Annotated in this window: 16 protein-coding genes; 7 read left to right on the top strand and 9 right to left on the bottom strand. The window is 43.4% G+C overall.

The genetic code is table 11. The features are described from left to right. The first annotated feature begins 38 nt into the window (after window positions 1-38). The 3 genes from ACOAOT_RS20580 to ACOAOT_RS20570 are packed head-to-tail and all read left to right on the top strand — an operon-like array spanning window position 39 to window position 4,525. Window positions 39-794, top strand: a complete 756-nt coding sequence (locus ACOAOT_RS20580; RefSeq protein WP_420218669.1) for an exodeoxyribonuclease III — start codon at window positions 39-41, stop codon at window positions 792-794. Window positions 795-836: 42 nt separating this feature from the next. Beyond that, window positions 837-2,651 (top strand): ABC-F family ATP-binding cassette domain-containing protein, encoded by a 1,815-nt coding sequence (locus ACOAOT_RS20575; RefSeq protein WP_420218668.1) that lies wholly within the window; start codon window positions 837-839, stop codon window positions 2,649-2,651. Window positions 2,652-2,677: 26 nt separating this feature from the next. After that, window positions 2,678-4,525 (top strand): alpha-amylase, encoded by a 1,848-nt coding sequence (locus ACOAOT_RS20570; protein WP_420218667.1) that lies wholly within the window; start codon window positions 2,678-2,680, stop codon window positions 4,523-4,525. Here the strand turns inward: ACOAOT_RS20570 and ACOAOT_RS20565 are convergent. The 4 genes from ACOAOT_RS20565 to ACOAOT_RS20550 all read right to left on the bottom strand — a co-directional run bounded on the left by ACOAOT_RS20565 (window position 4,503) and on the right by ACOAOT_RS20550 (window position 8,225). Then, entirely contained in the window at window positions 4,503-5,465 is a 963-nt protein-coding gene (locus tag ACOAOT_RS20565; RefSeq protein WP_420218666.1) for a hydroxyacid dehydrogenase, read from the bottom strand. The two genes, ACOAOT_RS20570 and ACOAOT_RS20565, sit on opposite strands and share 23 nt — an antisense overlap. Window positions 5,466-5,546: 81 nt before the next feature. Then, on the bottom strand, window positions 5,547-6,086 hold the full coding sequence (locus tag ACOAOT_RS20560; protein ID WP_420218665.1) for a PadR family transcriptional regulator: 540 nt from the start codon (window positions 6,084-6,086) through the stop codon (window positions 5,547-5,549). 16 nt (window positions 6,087-6,102) lie between these two features. Next, window positions 6,103-7,278 carry a macrolide family glycosyltransferase gene (locus ACOAOT_RS20555; RefSeq protein ID WP_420218664.1) on the bottom strand — a complete coding sequence of 392 codons (1,176 nt, stop codon included), beginning with the start codon at window positions 7,276-7,278 and terminating at the stop codon, window positions 6,103-6,105. A gap of 86 nt (window positions 7,279-7,364) precedes the next feature. Further along, window positions 7,365-8,225: a Nif3-like dinuclear metal center hexameric protein gene (locus ACOAOT_RS20550; protein WP_420218663.1), complete on the bottom strand. Its 861-nt coding sequence runs from the start codon at window positions 8,223-8,225 to the stop codon at window positions 7,365-7,367. Between the two features lie 123 nt (window positions 8,226-8,348). Here ACOAOT_RS20550 and ACOAOT_RS20545 point away from each other — a divergent pair, with 123 nt between their 5' ends. Next, on the top strand, window positions 8,349-8,981 hold the full coding sequence (locus ACOAOT_RS20545; protein WP_420218662.1) for a Crp/Fnr family transcriptional regulator: 633 nt from the start codon (window positions 8,349-8,351) through the stop codon (window positions 8,979-8,981). Window positions 8,982-9,034: 53 nt separating this feature from the next. On the opposite strand, the gene ACOAOT_RS20540 is transcribed toward ACOAOT_RS20545, so the two are convergent. Genes ACOAOT_RS20540 through ACOAOT_RS20525 form a run of 4 tightly spaced genes read right to left on the bottom strand, consistent with a single transcriptional unit; the run spans window position 9,035 to window position 13,061 of the window. After that, entirely contained in the window at window positions 9,035-10,261 is a 1,227-nt protein-coding gene (locus ACOAOT_RS20540; RefSeq protein ID WP_420219461.1) for an NAD(P)/FAD-dependent oxidoreductase, read from the bottom strand. Continuing rightward, complete coding sequence (locus ACOAOT_RS20535; protein WP_349667338.1) at window positions 10,261-10,710, bottom strand: 4Fe-4S dicluster domain-containing protein; 450 nt, start codon at window positions 10,708-10,710, stop codon at window positions 10,261-10,263. Before ACOAOT_RS20535 ends, ACOAOT_RS20540 begins: the two co-directional genes overlap by 1 nt. 11 nt (window positions 10,711-10,721) lie before the next feature. Beyond that, a complete protein-coding gene (gene cooS / locus ACOAOT_RS20530) occupies window positions 10,722-12,605 on the bottom strand; it encodes an anaerobic carbon-monoxide dehydrogenase catalytic subunit (protein WP_420218661.1) in 1,884 nt (627 codons plus the stop codon). A 54-nt stretch (window positions 12,606-12,659) separates the two neighbouring features. Continuing rightward, window positions 12,660-13,061 (bottom strand): RrF2 family transcriptional regulator, encoded by a 402-nt coding sequence (locus tag ACOAOT_RS20525; RefSeq protein ID WP_420218660.1) that lies wholly within the window; start codon window positions 13,059-13,061, stop codon window positions 12,660-12,662. 182 nt (window positions 13,062-13,243) lie between these two features. Here ACOAOT_RS20525 and ACOAOT_RS20520 point away from each other — a divergent pair, with 182 nt between their 5' ends. Genes ACOAOT_RS20520 through ACOAOT_RS20510 form a run of 3 tightly spaced genes read left to right on the top strand, consistent with a single transcriptional unit; the run spans window position 13,244 to window position 16,453 of the window. Further along, the gene (locus tag ACOAOT_RS20520; protein ID WP_420218659.1) at window positions 13,244-13,972 is read left to right on the top strand and encodes a polyphosphate polymerase domain-containing protein; all 729 of its coding nucleotides are present in this window, start codon (window positions 13,244-13,246) and stop codon (window positions 13,970-13,972) included. Next, the gene (locus ACOAOT_RS20515; RefSeq protein WP_420218658.1) at window positions 13,965-14,654 is read left to right on the top strand and encodes a DUF4956 domain-containing protein; all 690 of its coding nucleotides are present in this window, start codon (window positions 13,965-13,967) and stop codon (window positions 14,652-14,654) included. Before ACOAOT_RS20520 ends, ACOAOT_RS20515 begins: the two co-directional genes overlap by 8 nt. After that, entirely contained in the window at window positions 14,654-16,453 is a 1,800-nt protein-coding gene (locus ACOAOT_RS20510) for a carbohydrate-binding domain-containing protein (RefSeq protein WP_420218657.1), read from the top strand. The genes ACOAOT_RS20515 and ACOAOT_RS20510 overlap by 1 nt, the downstream gene beginning before the upstream one ends. Here ACOAOT_RS20510 and ACOAOT_RS20505 read toward each other — a convergent pair. Then, the gene (locus ACOAOT_RS20505; RefSeq protein WP_420218656.1) at window positions 16,450-16,932 is read right to left on the bottom strand and encodes an S-ribosylhomocysteine lyase; all 483 of its coding nucleotides are present in this window, start codon (window positions 16,930-16,932) and stop codon (window positions 16,450-16,452) included. The two genes, ACOAOT_RS20510 and ACOAOT_RS20505, sit on opposite strands and share 4 nt — an antisense overlap. Window positions 16,933-16,969 lie beyond the last annotated feature (37 nt).

The raw sequence follows: 16,969 nt of genomic DNA, 5'->3' as shown, positions 1-16,969 counted from the left end.
GGTATACTAACACTATCTTTTTGACGGAGGTGAATGCGATGAAAAAAATGATTTCATGGAATGTAAATGGACTTCGTGCCTGTGTGGAGAAAGGCTTTCTGGATTATTTTAATGAGGTAGATGCGGACGTGTTCTGTATTCAGGAAAGCAAGCTGCAGGAAGGTCAGATTGATCTTTCTCTTCCAGGCTATTATCAATATTGGAATTACGCACAAAAGAAAGGATATTCAGGCACTGCCCTGTTTACCAGGGAGGAGCCATTATCAGTAACTTATGGAATGGGAATAGAAGAGCATGATAAAGAGGGACGGATTATTACGGCTGAGTTTCCGGACTATTATGTAGTAACCTGCTATACTCCAAATTCCCAGAATGAACTGGCGCGCCTTCCCTACCGTTTGACCTGGGAGGAGGCATTTCTGGCCTATCTAAAAGGGCTGGAGAAGAATAAGCCTGTTATTTTCTGCGGAGACTTAAATGTAGCTCATAAGGAAATTGATTTAAAAAATCCCAAATCTAACCGAAAAAATGCAGGGTTTACCGATGAGGAGAGGGAAAAGTTTACCATCCTTGTAGAGAATGGCTTTATAGATACCTACCGGTATTTCTATCCGCAGCAGGAAGAGATGTACTCCTGGTGGTCGTACCGCTTTAAAGCGAGGGAGAAGAATGCAGGGTGGCGTATTGATTATTTCTGTGTATCAAAAAGTCTGGAGGACAGGCTGGTAAGTGCATATATTCACACCCAGGTGACAGGCTCTGACCACTGTCCGGTGGAACTTGTAATTAAATAATAACGGATCAGACAGAGTATTACACAGGAGAATAATAAAAACATGAATTTATTAACAATTGAGCATTTAACAAAATCATATACAGAACGGCTTCTTTTCGATGATACCAGCTTTAGCATAAATGAAGGGGAAAAGATCGGTCTGATTGGTATTAATGGCACAGGAAAGTCTACGCTCTTACGTATCGTGGCAGGGCTTGAAGAGCCAGATGAGGGAACTGTGGCAAAGGGAAGAAACTTAGATATTCGTTTTCTGTCCCAGAATCCCAGATTTGAGGCTGGAGAAACCATACTGGAAAGTATTATCCGGGAGAATGAGGGCCATGAACATGTATGGGATTTAGAAAGCCAGGCAAAGAACATGCTGACAAGACTTGGCTTTACGGAATTTGATACCAAAGTGGACACCTTATCCGGCGGACAGAGAAAGAGGGTTGCGCTTGTGAGTGTTCTTCTTTCTACTGCAGATTTACTGGTTCTTGATGAGCCCACTAACCACCTGGACAGCAGTATGGCGGACTGGCTGGAGGATTATCTGCGCCGGTTTAAAGGTGCTCTTTTGATGGTTACCCATGACCGGTATTTTTTAGATAGTGTGACAAACCGGATTGTGGAGCTTGATAAGGGAAAACTTTACAGCTATCAGGAGAACTATGAAGGCTATTTAAAATTAAAGGCAGACCGGCTGGATATGGAGCAGGCTACTGAACGGAAACGCCAGTCAATCCTCCGTATTGAGCTTCAGTGGATGCAAAGAGGGGCAAGGGCGCGTTCCACCAAGCAGAAGGCCCATATTGAGCGATACGAGACGCTTCGTGACCAGAAGGCACCGGAGTTTGATAAAAACGTGGAACTGGATTCTATTGAGAGCCGTCTTGGACGCACCACCGTTGAGCTGGAGGGAATTTCAAAGGCTTTCGGTGATAAGGTTCTCATGAAAGATTTTAACTATATTTTCCTGAAAAATGACCGCATCGGAATCATTGGTCCAAACGGGTCCGGTAAATCCACACTTATGAAGATTATAGTGGGATGGCTTCAGCCAGATGAGGGAACCTTAACAGTGGGACAGACTGTTAAGATGGGTTATTTCTCTCAGGAAAGCGAAGATATGGATGGCAGCTTAAAGGTCATCGATTATATCCGAAGTGCGGCTGAATATGTGAAGACAAAAGATGGAAGTGTCAGTGCCTCCCAGATGCTGGAACGGTTTTTATTTCCGCCAAGTGTACAGTATACGACTGTGGAAAAGCTTTCCGGAGGGGAAAAACGGCGGCTGTATCTGCTTCGCATCCTAATGGAGGCACCCAATGTCCTCCTTCTTGACGAGCCTACCAATGACCTGGATATTCAGACACTTACCATCCTTGAGGATTACTTAGACAGCTTTCCGGGCATTGTCATAACCGTATCTCATGACCGCTATTTTCTGGACCGGGTGGTGCGCAGAATTTTTGCATTTGAAGGACAGGGAAAGGTCACTCAATACGAGGGAGGATTTACGGATTATCAGGCGGCTTTCGCTGCAAAATATCCGGATGGGCTTCCTGGGGAAGCAGCTGGATCTTACAAAAAGGACGATGCAGGCGAGAAGAAGGGGAAGGAAAAACCCAAATTAGAGCGGAAACTTAAGTTTTCCTATAAAGAACAGCGGGAATGGGAAACCATTGAAGATGACATTGCTGGTTTGGAAGAAGCCATCGAGGCGCTTGATAAAAAGATTGAAGAGGCTGCCAGTGATTATGGCAAACTGAATCAGCTGATGGAAGAAAAGGCAGAAAAAGAAGGACTATTAGAGGAGAAGATGGAGCGCTGGATGTATTTAAATGATCTGGCAGAACAGATTCAGAACCAGTAACAGGATTGCCACAGAGGAGAAGAGGAATGAAACAGTACAGGATCGCCAGGAAAGAAACAGGATATTATCCCATGGGAATGACTAAGACTGGGGAGGGGGTTCATTTCAGCGTTGCAGCTCAGGGTAAGGAATTAAAACTACTTTTTTTTCGTGGCGATGAAACGGAGCCCTTCTGTACCTTTCTCTTTCCGGAAAAAGAAAAGCGGGGAGAAGTTTTTTCTGTTACGATCCTTGGAGATGACTTTACCGGGATTTCCTATTGCTATGAGATTGATGGGAAACGGTTCTCTGATCCGTATGGGAGAGCTTTTACAGATAAGGATCGCTGGGGAGATTTAGAGAGAGCAGCTGTATTATCCAAAAGTCCGGTTATGTTTGAAGCTTTTGACTGGGGAGAAGAGAAGCGTCCGCTGATTCCATATGAGGATTCTGTGGTCTACCGGATTCATGTCCGGGGATTTACCATGCATTCTTCTTCCGGAACCAGGAATAAAGGAACCTTTCGGGCAATAGAGGAGAAAATCCCCTACTTAAAAGAGCTGGGTATCACAACCGTGGAGCTGATGCCTGTTTATGAATTTCAGGAAGTGATTCTTCCTGAAATTGTGCAGGGCAGTCCCTATGGTGTGGATAAACCTACGGGAAAAATAAATTATTGGGGATATACCTCGGGATTCTATTTCGCTCCCAAAGCGTCTTATGCCTCTGATAATAAGGAAACACCGGCTTTAGAGCTAAAAAATCTGGTTAAGGCTCTTCATAAAGAAGGAATAGAACTTATTACAGAATTGTATTTCTCAGGAAAGGAGTCCCCGACTCTTGTTCTTGATGCGGTTCGGTTCTGGGCAGAAGAATTTCATCTGGATGGAATTCATCTGGTGGGATTTCCGCCTCTTGATTTAATCGGACGTGATGCCTATTTAAAAGGGTTAAAGCTATGGGCTGATTCCTGGGGTGACATACCTCAAAAGGGATTTAAATATCTGGCAGAATATAATGACAGCTTTCAGACAGATATGAGAAGAGTGCTGAAAGGGGACGAGGAGCAGATGAAAAATCTGGTCTTCCGGACCAGAAACAATCCGTCTGACCGGGGCATGATTCAATATATGGCGAATACCAATGGGTTCACCATGATGGATATGGTTTCCTACGATACAAAGCATAATGAGGCCAATGGAGAATCCAATCTGGATGGCAATCCCTACAATTATTCGTGGAACTGCGGGACAGAAGGTCCAACGAGGAAGAAAAAAGTGGTGGAGCTTAGAAAAAAACAGCTGCGCAACGCTTTTTTGCTGCTGCTCTTAAGTCAGGGTACGCCGCTTTTTATGGCGGGGGATGAATTTGGCAATACTCAGTCGGGCAATAACAATGCTTATTGCCAGGACAATGATATCTCCTGGTTAAACTGGAACCTCTTAAAAACAAACAGGGATCTTTTTGAATTTGTGAAAACAGTCATCGCTTTTAGAAAGGCCCACCCCGTATTTCACAGGAGAGAAGAAGCAAAGAACATGGATTATCTTGCTTGTGGAGTCCCAGATGTATCTTATCATGGGGTAAAACCATGGTATCCGGAATATGAGAATTTCAGGCGTCAGCTGGGTATCCTTTATTGGGGAGATTATGCCAGAAAAGCAGATGGGGCAGCAGATAACCATTTTTATATCGCATATAACATGCACTGGGAACCCCATACGTTTGATCTTCCAAACCTTCCGAAAAAACATCAGTGGCATGTGGTGTTTCATACGGATAAGCAGGAAGAGAACGGGAAATATGAGGAAGGAAATGAACCGGTACTGGAAGGAAAGAGTTTTCCCGTTCCTCCCAGAACCATTGTAGTATTTATAGGAAAGAAGGATGATTGACCGGAAACTCCGGTCTTTCTCCATTTAAGACCCGGAAGATGTCCATAGCAGCAAAAAGCTCCATACGGTCAAGAGCTTCCCTGGTATTGGCGGCACAATGGGGAGAAACAATGATGTTATTATATTTAAGCAGCGCGCTGTCTGCAGGAAGGGGCTCCGTTTCAAATACATCAAGGGCAGCCCCTTTTATTTTTTTGTCTTTTACAGCCTGTATTAAATCGTCTTCCTGTATTAATCCGCCCCTGGAGACATTGATTAAGACTGCGGCTGGCTTCATCATATCCAACTGCTCTCTGGCTATCATGTACCGGTTCTTTTCGGAAAAAGGAACATGGAGAGAAATGAAGTCCGCATTCCGATAGACCTCTTCCGGAGAGGATACCGGAGTAACGAAAGCCGGAGCATTGTCAGTGGTCAAATGGTGATCATAGACGATAACCTTCATATCAAATCCCATAGAAGCTTTTTTTGCCACCAGCTTTCCTATATTACCAAAACCAATCAGTCCCAGGGTGAGACCAGACAGTTCAATGTTAAAAACATCCTTTCGGATTGAAAAATCGCTTTTCTTTACAGCTTCCGACATAATCTCATGGTTTTTAGCACAGGCAAGCATGAAAAAAACAGTATGCTCTGCCACCGCGTTGGAGTTGGCATTTCCAGAGTTAGTCACCTGGATGCCCAGTTTTTCTGCATAGACTGTATCAATATAGTCAACCCCAGCACTGAAACTTGAGATTACTTTTAAGTTTTTGCACCGGTCCAGCAATGGTTTATCGTACCGGAATTTTCTGGTGGGACCTGTAAGTATGGCGTGACATTGTACAAAAACAGGGTCATCTGCTGATGTAGGAGCAGATAATATAAGCTCGCAGCCTTTTTTTGTCAGGTAATCGGTACCTGTATGAGAGATCGTTCTTGGGATCAGCACTTTAAACATATTTGATTCCTTTCTGGAGGCATTGCCACTAATCTTATCAATGATAGTAACACAGGCCTGAAAGGGTTTCAAGCGAATCTGTTATAGTCCGGAATCGATGGTCTCATCACACCAGCCAATGGTGGCCTCGCAGGATAAGACACCTCTGCGAAGCATAGCCTTTAAAAAGCGGGAGCGTTCTTTTGTTATTTCCTCAATTCCCTGTTCCAGGTCATGCTGCATGTCTAAGTATTTTTCCAGTTTTCTAACATGGATTTGTTTATAATCTTCCAGCATTTTAATAATATGTTCTTTTGGCTGATTGCTTGAGAATAACAATTTCAGCATAAATTCGGAGCGCATGGGTTGTATTTCTGCGTCTTCCATCAGCCAGGATTCCAACTCCATCTGACCCTTTGGAGTAATCTGGTACTGTATTTTTTTGTCGCTTGTTTCGCTTTCTACAATCTCTACCAGTTCATCTATGAGCATTTTTTTCAATGTTGGGTATATATGCCCAAAGTTTTCGTTCCAAAAACCGGAGAGTACGGTATCGCAATATTTTTTAATGTCATAGCCTGTGCCGGGTGAGACATTTAAGATTCCTAATATTGCATATAAGGATTTGTTTTTTAACGCCATTTTAAGTGCCTTTCTTTTATTTGTTAACGTAACTTTCCAGTTTTTCAACTGTAAGTTCCCAATTGGAACAGCTTCTCATTTCATGGGAGATTCTAAGGCAGTTCTCCTTTATTGTATCATCTGAAAGGAGTTGCTGGATCTGGCCTTTTAGTTTTTCTGCTGATAGTTCCTTCATGTTATCTGATAAACCCAGATTCATGGTTACAAGCCTTTTGGCAGTCATATGCTGATCATTGACCAGAGGGAAGGCAAGCATGGGCACACCAAAATATAACGCCTCATTCACACTGTTAAATCCTGCATGGGTGATGAATGCATCTGCTTTATCTAAAATTTCAAGCTGGGGAAATACATTTTTAACCAGAAAGTTGTCCGGTAATTCCCCCAATTGATCAACTTCGCACTTGGTTCCAATGGACATACACACATAATAGTCTGTATTTTCAAATGCGCAAATGCACATCTTATAGAAATCCATAAAATCCGTGTTCAGGCTGCCAAGTGAAATATATAGCAGTTTTCTGTTTCCAATCCCGGATAAGTCTACAGACTCAGTGTTTTTTGCCCGCTCCATAGAAGGTCCGGCAAATAAATATTGGGGTTCGGTTACTGCATCATCCCCGTTAAATCCCCTGGTGGTATATACAATATTGTGATCAGCTTTGCTTATAAAAACTTCTTCCAGTGTGGGTTCTTCTATTTTATAACAAGTACAGATTCTGTTCAATATCTGATAGCAGTAATCCAGCTGTGGGTGAGTCCCAGGCACCAGCATACGCGGTGGTACCGGTGCATGGCTCATGGCAAAAGAAGAATGGGAACAGATAACCGGTGTATGAGTAAGTTGTTTTAAAAAGCATCCGCCCCCAAAGATGGAGTCACAAAAAATGAGGTCATAGGTGCGTTCTTTTAAAATATCCAGAATCTGAGGCAGCATTACTTCATCGTATAAAAGAATATATTCCATCAGCATGTAAAACGGATGTCGGTCTGTGGGGCGGTAAGCTTTTAAAAAAAGATTCAGGCCGCTTCCAAAGTCAATCCAGTCTGCACCTGATTTTGTTACCTGCTCCGAAAATTCCACTGAGCAGAAATAATCTACTTTATGCCCTTTTTCTGTAAGCTTCTTCACCAGTCCAAGTGTGGGATTGATATGTCCATACAGATTTGCATTTACAAATAAAATATTCATCCTTTTCCTCCTTATATCACTCTGATATAGTTTGAATTTTATATCAGAGTGATATAGTTGTCAAGGGATTTGTAAGACAATCATGATTATAAATCTTCCAGGTACCAGGTTCCAGGTAAAAACTCTGCGGGCAGGCCGCAGGACTTAAAGTAATCAACCATTACAATACATGCAAATTTTTCTGTAGAATAGTGTGTTCCGCCTATAACATTAATGGAATGCTTCCTGGAAATTTTATGAAATTCCATGGTAGGTTCAAAATATGGTAAGGGTTTTGTAAATCCGGTAATATAACAATTGATGCTTCTTTCAGCAACTTCCGTTGCAGCAAACGGATAACTGCCTCCCCCGGCTGCCACAGCCACCAGGCTATCTTTTAAGGTATCTGCCCCATATGCATAAAGACGACACTTATGACCCACTGTTTTTTCCATAAGCTTTTGTATATCTCTTATCTGTTCCAATGGAGATTTGCAGATAACCCCCACTTTTGTATTTTTATCATATTGGCAAAATGGCTCTATAATCTCTAAGCCCATAGCGCGTGCCAGGCTTACGGAAGTGGAAAATTTACCATACTGGTCTAAGGGTGAATGGAGCATATAGAACGAGATTCTGCGTTTTTTCAGCTCTTTTAGATACTCAACCGGGATATCATAAAAGGGGAAGCCATCCAGTAAATTCTCATATCCCATTGCATGATGGGAGAACAGAAGAATGTCTGATTCATTCCGGTCAAAGATTTTATTTAATAGCGCTTTGTCTGGAAATGTGACAGTGTATACTTTCTTAATTATTTCGGTATTATCAAGTACCAATCCCATATATTCAGTTCTGAACTCAGGTGTAATAAATTCATTATCAAAATTCATAAATCCCCAATCGTCAGTTCTGTTTGCCAGATCAAAATCAGCATAGAGTTTGTTATATATATCCCGGGCAATCATTTTATACCTCCATTGAAATATGTTTCTACCTTGTTAACCGGTAGTATTTTCCTGAAAGCTATGCTATCATATTTGTTATCATAGTAATAAGGTCAAATGACCCGTTTTTCGATAGGGGGAAAAATGTTTACAGACATTCGTAATATAATGCCAGAATCCGTCAGCAAACGTCTGATTAGAAAATACTATAAGGCAGGAAGTCCCATTATTTTGGCTGAACTGGAAAATAATTATGTGTTTTTTTTAGTAGAAGGCAGCGCAGAGGCTGCTGTTTTGCATTGCAACGGGGCGATTGCATCCGTCTATCTATATGAACCAGGTGGGATTTTTGGAGAAATTGAACCTTTTTATGAAGGCGTTAAACCTGTGACGATTACGGCACTTACTCCCTGCGTAGTGGACATTCTATATAAAGATGATTTTATCCAATGGCTGAAAGAAGATTTTGAAGCAACGAAAGCGCTTATCTCACTGATCGCTTTGAAATTGATCCGAAGCAGTGAACGGATTGAGGAGATGACAATTCTCTCGGTTAGAGAGCGTGTTTTGCGTTGCGTGGCAGTGTATCAGCATAAGAATATTCTTAACCGGCTGACCAAAAGCCTGCTGGCAAATGAGACAGGTGCACCTGTCCGCAGCATTAACCGGGCAATTGCCCAGTGTGCAGAGCAGGGGTTATTTTATTATAGCGACGGCAAGTTTTATGTAAAGGATTCTATGGCATTAGAGAATCATCTTCCTGATTTTATGAAATAAATAAGCAGCAGGCATCAGCTGAGTATATCACCAGCTGCCCTGCTGCTTATTTATTAATTCATTGTATAACGATACTGTCCCCGGGAATCTGTTCCGTAAAAGTCGGCAAAAGACAGATGGAAGATATCAGTCTTAACAGTATCAAGAGATACCTGATTTTTGATCAGATACTGATAGATACCGGTGTAATCAATGGGCCCCTGAATCATAATGCTTTGAAGGCGTCCATCACGTAAGATTGCCCTTTTATAACAACCGGAGTCTTCCTGTGACAGGATCTGATCTCCGTCTCTTGCGATTCCATCTCCTAAAGAGAGGGTTGTAAGTCCATAAAAATTCATGGTGTTTTTCATGCCGTAAGGATCTTCATAGGGGGTTTTAACTCCGCACATATTGCAGGCAGCTGTGTATCCCTGCTTCATCGCATTAGGCCAGATGGCAGCGATCCCGTTCACATCTCCTGCAGCATAAATGTTTTTGCAGGATGTTTCCATGCAATCATTCACCTTAATAAAACGGTCAACGGCGATTTCACAGTTTTCTGTGCAGTCTGTTGCCGGGCGGACTCCGGCTGCGACAACAATCATATCACATTCCAGAATAGTTCCGTCATCAAGCATAACAGAGTTGATCTGATCGTTTTCCGGCATCGTGGTTAAAACCACTTTTCTCCCCAGAACGAATTTGCAGCCATGCTGTGCAAATAATTTCTGATAGGCTTTACCAGCCGTTTCATCCAGCTGCTTTGGAAGAATCCGGTCTGCCAGCTCTAAAACAGTTACATCCTTTTTCTGCTCCAGAAATGCATAAGCGGCGTCCATTCCTACCAGCCCGGAACCTATTACCAGAATTTTATCTGCGGACTGGGCAAATTTGCGGATTTGTCTTGCATCACTTAAATCCCGCAGGCCAAATACATTTTTGGCTTCTCTTAAATTAACAATGGGAGGTATCACGCTGTGTGCACCTGTTGCGATCAGAAGGCGGTCAAAGTTAAGCTCTGTTCCATCATCAAGTAAAACAGTCTGCTTCATGGGATCAATATGTACCGCTTCTTTGTTCTTCAGCCACTTGATTCCAAGTGTATCAAAAAAATCTGCCGGAACAAATGAAAGAGCTGCTTCATCCCGTTCATGGCTTAAGTACTTATGGAGCATACAACGGGAATGAACCTGGTCGTCAACCGACACCATGATGATATCCGCTTTTGGTTCCAGCTTTCGGATGGTTTTAGCAGCCGAGATGCCGGCAGCGCCTGCGCCGATAATTACATGAGTCATCATTCCACCTCCTTCACATAGATTGCTTTGGTAGGACATGCTTTTACGCAGCTTGGCTCGCTGCCGTGATCAAAGCAGAAGTCGCATTTGATCACACTGGTTTTTGTGGTTGTGTCTGCTTTTAACACGCCGTATGGGCAGTTCATCACACACATGAAGCAGGAACCGCACTTTTTTTCGTCGTAATACACGTGACCTGATTCTTCGTCCTTTACAAGAGCTCCGCTCATACAGGACATCACACATTCCGGCTGGTCGCAGTGGCGGCAGAAGATGGGAGCATAGTGACCGTTCCCTTTCATGACGATGTGATTTCTGGATTCATTTTCCGGATTGGTTAAATCCAGATCATAAATGCTTCCGCCATCTTTTCTATGTGCCTGCATACAGGCGAGAACACAGTTCTTACACCCGTCGCATTTGGCTTCATCAATGAATATCCGTTTCATATGCCCTCCTCCTATATATTAAGACCGGTCCGCTTCTCCATAATAATTTTTTCCAGTATGTTGGCACTTTCCACAGCATCATCATTAATGATGACCTGACCGCCGGTTAATGATTTCATACCGTCTGTGAGAACCTTAACAGCAACTTTGCTTCCTGTTACAAAAGGAGGAAGTCCTAAATGAAGGGGAAGACCAAGGGCAAGACCAAAGCAGCCATCTGCAAGAGCCTGCTCTTCCAGCCACTGAGCTGCAGAGAGTACAAGTGGAAGTTTGGGAAGATCCACACCAAGCTCCTGTGCAATTTCAGTAGCAACAATTTCAAGACGTCCAATAGCAAGGCAGGGACCGAAATTGAGAACTGGCGGAATTCCCAGCTTTTTGCAGACTTCTCTTAATTTAGGGCCGGCAAATTCAGCAGCTTCCGGTGTCATAAGTCCGCAGTTTTCGATGCCGCCTGATGAACAGCCTGCAGTCAGTACGATGATATCTTTGGCAATCAGTTCCTTTGTCAGTTCCACAGTAAGAACATCGTGTCCTCCTGCAGTTAAGTTGGAACAGCCTACCACTCCTGCGATACCTTTAATATCTCCGGATACGATTAAATCAATAAGAGGCTTCCAGCTTCCGCCCAGGAAGTCCTTTAAGGAACCTTCGCTGACACCGGTCAGAGTGTTCTCATATCCGTGATCAGGCATAAGATTAAGGGGTACCGTGCCACGGCGTTCCTGATAGGATTTCACCACTTTATCGATGATCTTTTCACTCTGCTCTCTGCGGTGGTCAAAATCAAATTTCATTAACTCTGCGTTTGATTTTTTAGCCACGTCATCAAGACAGATCTGTTTGATCTTAAGCTCTTCACAAATTGGTTCAATTCCAGGAAGAGTACAGTTAAATTCAGAAAGAACAGCATCGATTGCGCCGGTTGCAAGAATCGCCTCACTGGTGTAGTTGTTTCCTGCATGGCCGTCAAATACCTCCTGGTAATGAGCGCCTCGTAACTGCAGATCCTGACCTACGCAGGTACAGCCTACCAGCTTAAAGCCTTTGGCTCCAACTGCCTTTGCCTTGGCAACTGCCTCAGGGGAAATAAGCTGTTCCTGTAAATCAACAAAAATAGTATGCTGATGTCCGGTAATCATGATGTTGATATAATCCGGGTCAATCACACGAAGACCTACAGGAGCCATACGAAGTTCCGGCTGTCCAAGAAGCACATCATTTAACAGGTTTGTAAGAGTCAGTCCGTATACACCTGTGGAGACACCCAGTCTTAAGCAGTCAACCAGCATATCTAAGGGATCGGAGTTTAAGTTGGTGGAACATTTTACCACGCCCTTAAATACTTCGGATTTAGCTCCTCCTGGCATGATTCCAAGTTCTTTCCAGCGGGCAACTCTTGGAGCGTAAGCGACTTTTTCCGTCAGCTCCATTTCCACATATTCCGGTTTATAGATATCAGCAATTACCGCATCAGCGACTTTCTCTGCCTTTTTGTACACATCGGATTCTACGATTCCGAAGATGTCTGCCAGGTGGTCAAGAGATTTTAATCCCTTTAATTCGCCTTTTATTTTTGCTGTGTTTTTTAGATTTAATGCTGTATTTTCAACAATGTGTATGTAACAGCCGCTTCCTGAAGCCACCGCCCTTAAAAAGTTTCTGGCAACAATCGTGTCTGCATCCGCTCCGCATATTCCACGGGGCGCATCCGGCGTAATACGGCAGGGGCCGTTGGCACAGAGTCTGCAGCAGACTCCCTGGAGACCAAATCCGCATTTGGTACTTTGTTTTTCTACTCTGTGATGAGAAGTCTCCATCGGCAGGGAAGAGATGAACGTTTCTAAAGGTTTGTCGGCGCTTTGACAGGTGTTGCACCCGTAACATTGATTCATTGTTTTTCCTCCTTTTGAATCTATACCATTTTAGTAAAGATTAAATTAAAAAAATTATCCGTGCAGTAGCTTTGCCAAAGAACATTCTTTCAGTTCCCGATTAAGATTCAGCTGAATTCTTAAGAACTCCCTGTGAGCCAGGCAAGGCTGCTTGGGCTGGTTCACGAGGCAGTCATAGCCGGACTGCATGCATTCGATCAGCAGCATTTTGGAATCAATCACAGTGAGAATATCATATAAACTTGTGCGTTCCAGATCACAGTTTAAGGCATAGCCTCCCGCGCTTCCACGATAGCTTTTGATTAATCCCGCTTTTTCCAGCTTTCGTGCCATCTTGTAGGTGATGGCTGAAGTCAGGGATTCTTTCTCACAGATCGTAGGAACATTCATGATATCGCCTGATGATAAGGCTCTTATGATTCTTATGGCATAATCGCATTCTCTGGTTATGAGCATATCGCACCTCCACGTTATAAGATTAACATACTGTACCTAATTGGTCAAGTTTTATCAATAAGATTTTTACATTCCAGAAAGCTGTGAAAGATCTGTGAACCTGCCATTCTTTCAAGTTGATTTCAGGTTTGATTTGTATAATCTGCGTAAAGTAACACAAAGAAGGGGATAAGGAGGTTTTTATGAGTGGATATCAAATGACATTTGAAAGGACAGAAATGAAATATCTGATAGATCCGGTACAATACTTAAAACTTAAAGAGAGACTGATGGGGAAAATGGAAACCGATCAATACGGTAATTCCACAATATGCAATGTCTATTTTGACACACCGGATGCAAGGCTGATCAGAAACTCTTTGGAAAAACCGGTTTATAAGGAAAAATTCAGACTCCGCAGCTATGGACAGCCAAAAGAGACCAGTTCTGTTTTTCTGGAATTAAAAAAGAAATACCAGGGTATTGTCTATAAACGCCGTGAAACACTTAATTTAGCTGATGCAGAGGCGTATTTATATAGGGGGATAAAGCCGGAGCGACAAACCCAGGTGCTTCGTGAGATTGACTGGTTTATGCAGTATTACGAAGATATCATTCCCGCTATGTATATTTCCTATGAAAGAACTGCCCTGTATGGACTGGAGGATGAGAACCTGCGGCTGACGTTAGACGGAAATATTCTTTGGAGAACCGATTGCTTAAAACTGGAAAATGGTCCCTGGGGAACCCCTCTTTTAGAAGACGGCTGGCACCTTATGGAGATAAAAATTCCAGGGTCCATGCCCCTCTGGCTGGGGCACATACTGGATGAGCTGAAAATATATCCGGCTTCCTTTTCCAAATACGGTCAGGCGTATGAAAAGCAGCAAATAATGAAATCAGAGAAAAAAGGAGGAATCAGCTGTGCTTAATACATGGTTTCAATCAATCTTAATAGAAGAATCAGAGGTTGCATTTTCACCAAGATCATTTCTTGTATGCTTAACCGCTTCTCTGGTTCTTGGGCTGATCATTGCAGGTATTCACATGTACCGGAATTCATATTCTAGGGGATTTGTGGTGACAATTGCATTGCTTCCCGCTATGGTGCAGATGGTTATTTTACTGGTAAACGGAAACCTTGGCACTGGGGTTGCAGTAATGGGAGCCTTTTCCCTGGTCCGATTCCGGTCAGTTCCTGGAAAAGCAGAAGAGATCAGCAGCATTTTTCAGGCAATGGCGGTTGGACTGGCTACGGGAATGGGTTACGTTGGCATGGCAGTTTTATTTGTCCTTATAATGGGAGTGGTAAATATATTGCTGGCTTCCCTTAAATTTGGACAGCAGAAGACAGGCGTAAAAGTACTTAAGATCACAATTCCGGAGTCCTTGGATTATACATCTGTATTTGATGAAGTATTTGCACGGTATCTGAAAAATTGGGATCTGAATCAGGTGAAGACAACCAATATGGGAAGTCTTTATAAACTGGATTATGAAGTAGTTTTAAAAAATAACGGAGAAGAAAAGAAACTGATCGACGATTTACGATGCAGAAACGGGAATCTTGAGATATTTTTGGGAAGACCTTTTGGCAATAAGGAGGAACTATAATGGTAAAAAGAAAGCTGTTCAGAGGTAAAGCAGCCGCATTGGTGTTAATAATGGCACTGGCGTCAACAACTATTTCTGGGTGTAAAAGCCAGACTTCAACGGATAATACAGTAGTTACCCAAAGCACACAGGCAGATTCCGGCACTGATGGTAATACAGACAGCAGTACGGCAGAAGCAACTGTTGACAAGGACTTTACAGACCGTGATAAGGATGGGAGCTACGACGAAAGCAGTGCAGTTAAAATAAATTTGGATTCAGACAAAGCAGAGGCAGAGGGAGCAGGTGTCAGTATAACTGGAAGCACTGTAACCATAAGCAAAGAAGGGACATATCTGGTAAGCGGAACGTTGGACAACGGTCAGATTATTGTTGATGCAGCGGATACAGACAAGGTTCAGATCGTTTTAGCAAATGCCGGAATTAATTGTGAAACCAGTGCTGCAATCTATGTCAAATCTGCTGATAAGGTTTTTGTTACTCTGGCAGATGGAACAACAAATAAGCTGTCAGGTGGAACGGAGTACATAGATACTGATGACAATACCGTAGATGGGGTTATATTCTCAAAAGAAGATCTGACTGTAAACGGCAGTGGAAGCCTGGAGGTAAATGCCAACTATAAACACGGAATTGTTTCAAAGGATACATTGGCAGTTACAGGAGGAAATATCTCTGTTAACGCAGTCTCCCAGTGTCTGGCAGGTAAGGATGAAGTGAAAATCCTGGATGGAACATTTCTGCTGACAACTTCAGGGAAAGCGGTGAAATCAAGTAATGAGGATGATACATCTCTTGGAAACATCTATGTGGCAGGCGGAACCTTTACTGTCAATTCCAAAGACGACTCCTTCCATGCCAGCGGAACCATGGTAATTGACGGAGGCACCTTTACGGTAGAAAGTGGAGATGATGCGTTCCATGCAGACCAGGATGTAGTGGTCAATAATGGCACAATAACGGTCACCAGCTGCTATGAAGGACTGGAAGCTTATCGGGTATCGGTGAATGGAGGGGAAATCTCAATTCAGGCTTCCGATGATGGAATCAATGCGGCACAGCCAAAATCTTCGTCCGCAGAAGGTCAGGATACTGGTCAGAGTGATAGTGGGAATGAGAAACCGGAAATGCCGCAAGATGGCCAGGGGAAAGGGAATTCTCCCAGGTCTGAGGAAAACCAGTCCGGAGCACAATCAGATGAAAACCTGCCACAAGAAGGCCAGCAAAGAAGAGGCGGCGGTCCTGGTGGCAAAGGTGTAATGGGTGGCGGTCAAATGGGCGGAAGTATGGAGAATGATACCAATGCTTATATTAAGATAACGGGAGGCACTCTGTACGTAGACGCAGGCGGAGACGGACTGGATTCCAATGGAAGTCTTTTAATATCAGGAGGTATGGTTTATGTTACCGGTCCGGTAAGCGACGGAGATGGGGCAATCGATTATAATGGAGATGGGATTATTACAGGAGGAACAGTAATAGCGGTTGGCAGCTCTGGTATGGCACAGGGATTTGGTGATACCTCTACCCAATGCTCTGTCTTACATAATTTAACCGCACAGCAGGAAGCAGGGACTGTAATTACTCTTAAGGACAAGGAAGGGAATGAGCTTATCAGCTTTACTCCTGAGAAAAAGTATTCTTCCGTTGTCATCAGCAGTCCCAAGCTGCAGACTGGCAGCACCTACACCCTCACGGCAGGTTCGGAACAAACCGAACTGACCCTTGAGTCAATTGTCACTTCAAACGCAGTCCGTGAAGGGGGCAGGGGCAGTATGCCGCCTGGAAATAACCGCTAATCTGCCGGATAAATGAGGTGTTCGTCATCAATGCCGTAAAGAACCGTATCTAAAAATTTTCTGGCAAGATAGTTTGCCATACCGGGGTTCATATCCAGATAGTTTCCGCAGTCTCTGGCTGCGGCCCCGGGGATTTCTCCCTCAAAATCACGCATAAATTCATACATTTCAGTGATAAGCGGTACGATATCCCTGGATTTGTAATCTCCCGCCAAAAGAAGGTAGAAGCCGGTGCGGCATCCCATAGGACCAAAGTATAAAACTTTGGAAGCAAATGATTGGTGATTTCTTAAGAATGTGGCACCTAAGTGCTCCATGGTGTGTATCTCTGCCGTATTCATGACCGGTTCGAAATTCGGTCTGGTCATGCGGATATCGAACGTAGTAACTGTGGTATCGCTCACTTTGTCTTTGCGGGAGACGTAGATACCCGGAAGAAGCTTTAAGTGATTGATCGTAAAGCTTGTAATTTTTTCCATATTAATCAGGTCCTTTCTGAAAGGTGGTTAAGCCGTT

The organism is Lacrimispora struthionigena (genome assembly GCF_048627165.1).
Taxonomy (GTDB): Bacteria; Bacillota; Clostridia; order Lachnospirales; family Lachnospiraceae; genus Lacrimispora.
This window is presented reverse-complemented; position numbering and strand designations above follow the sequence as displayed.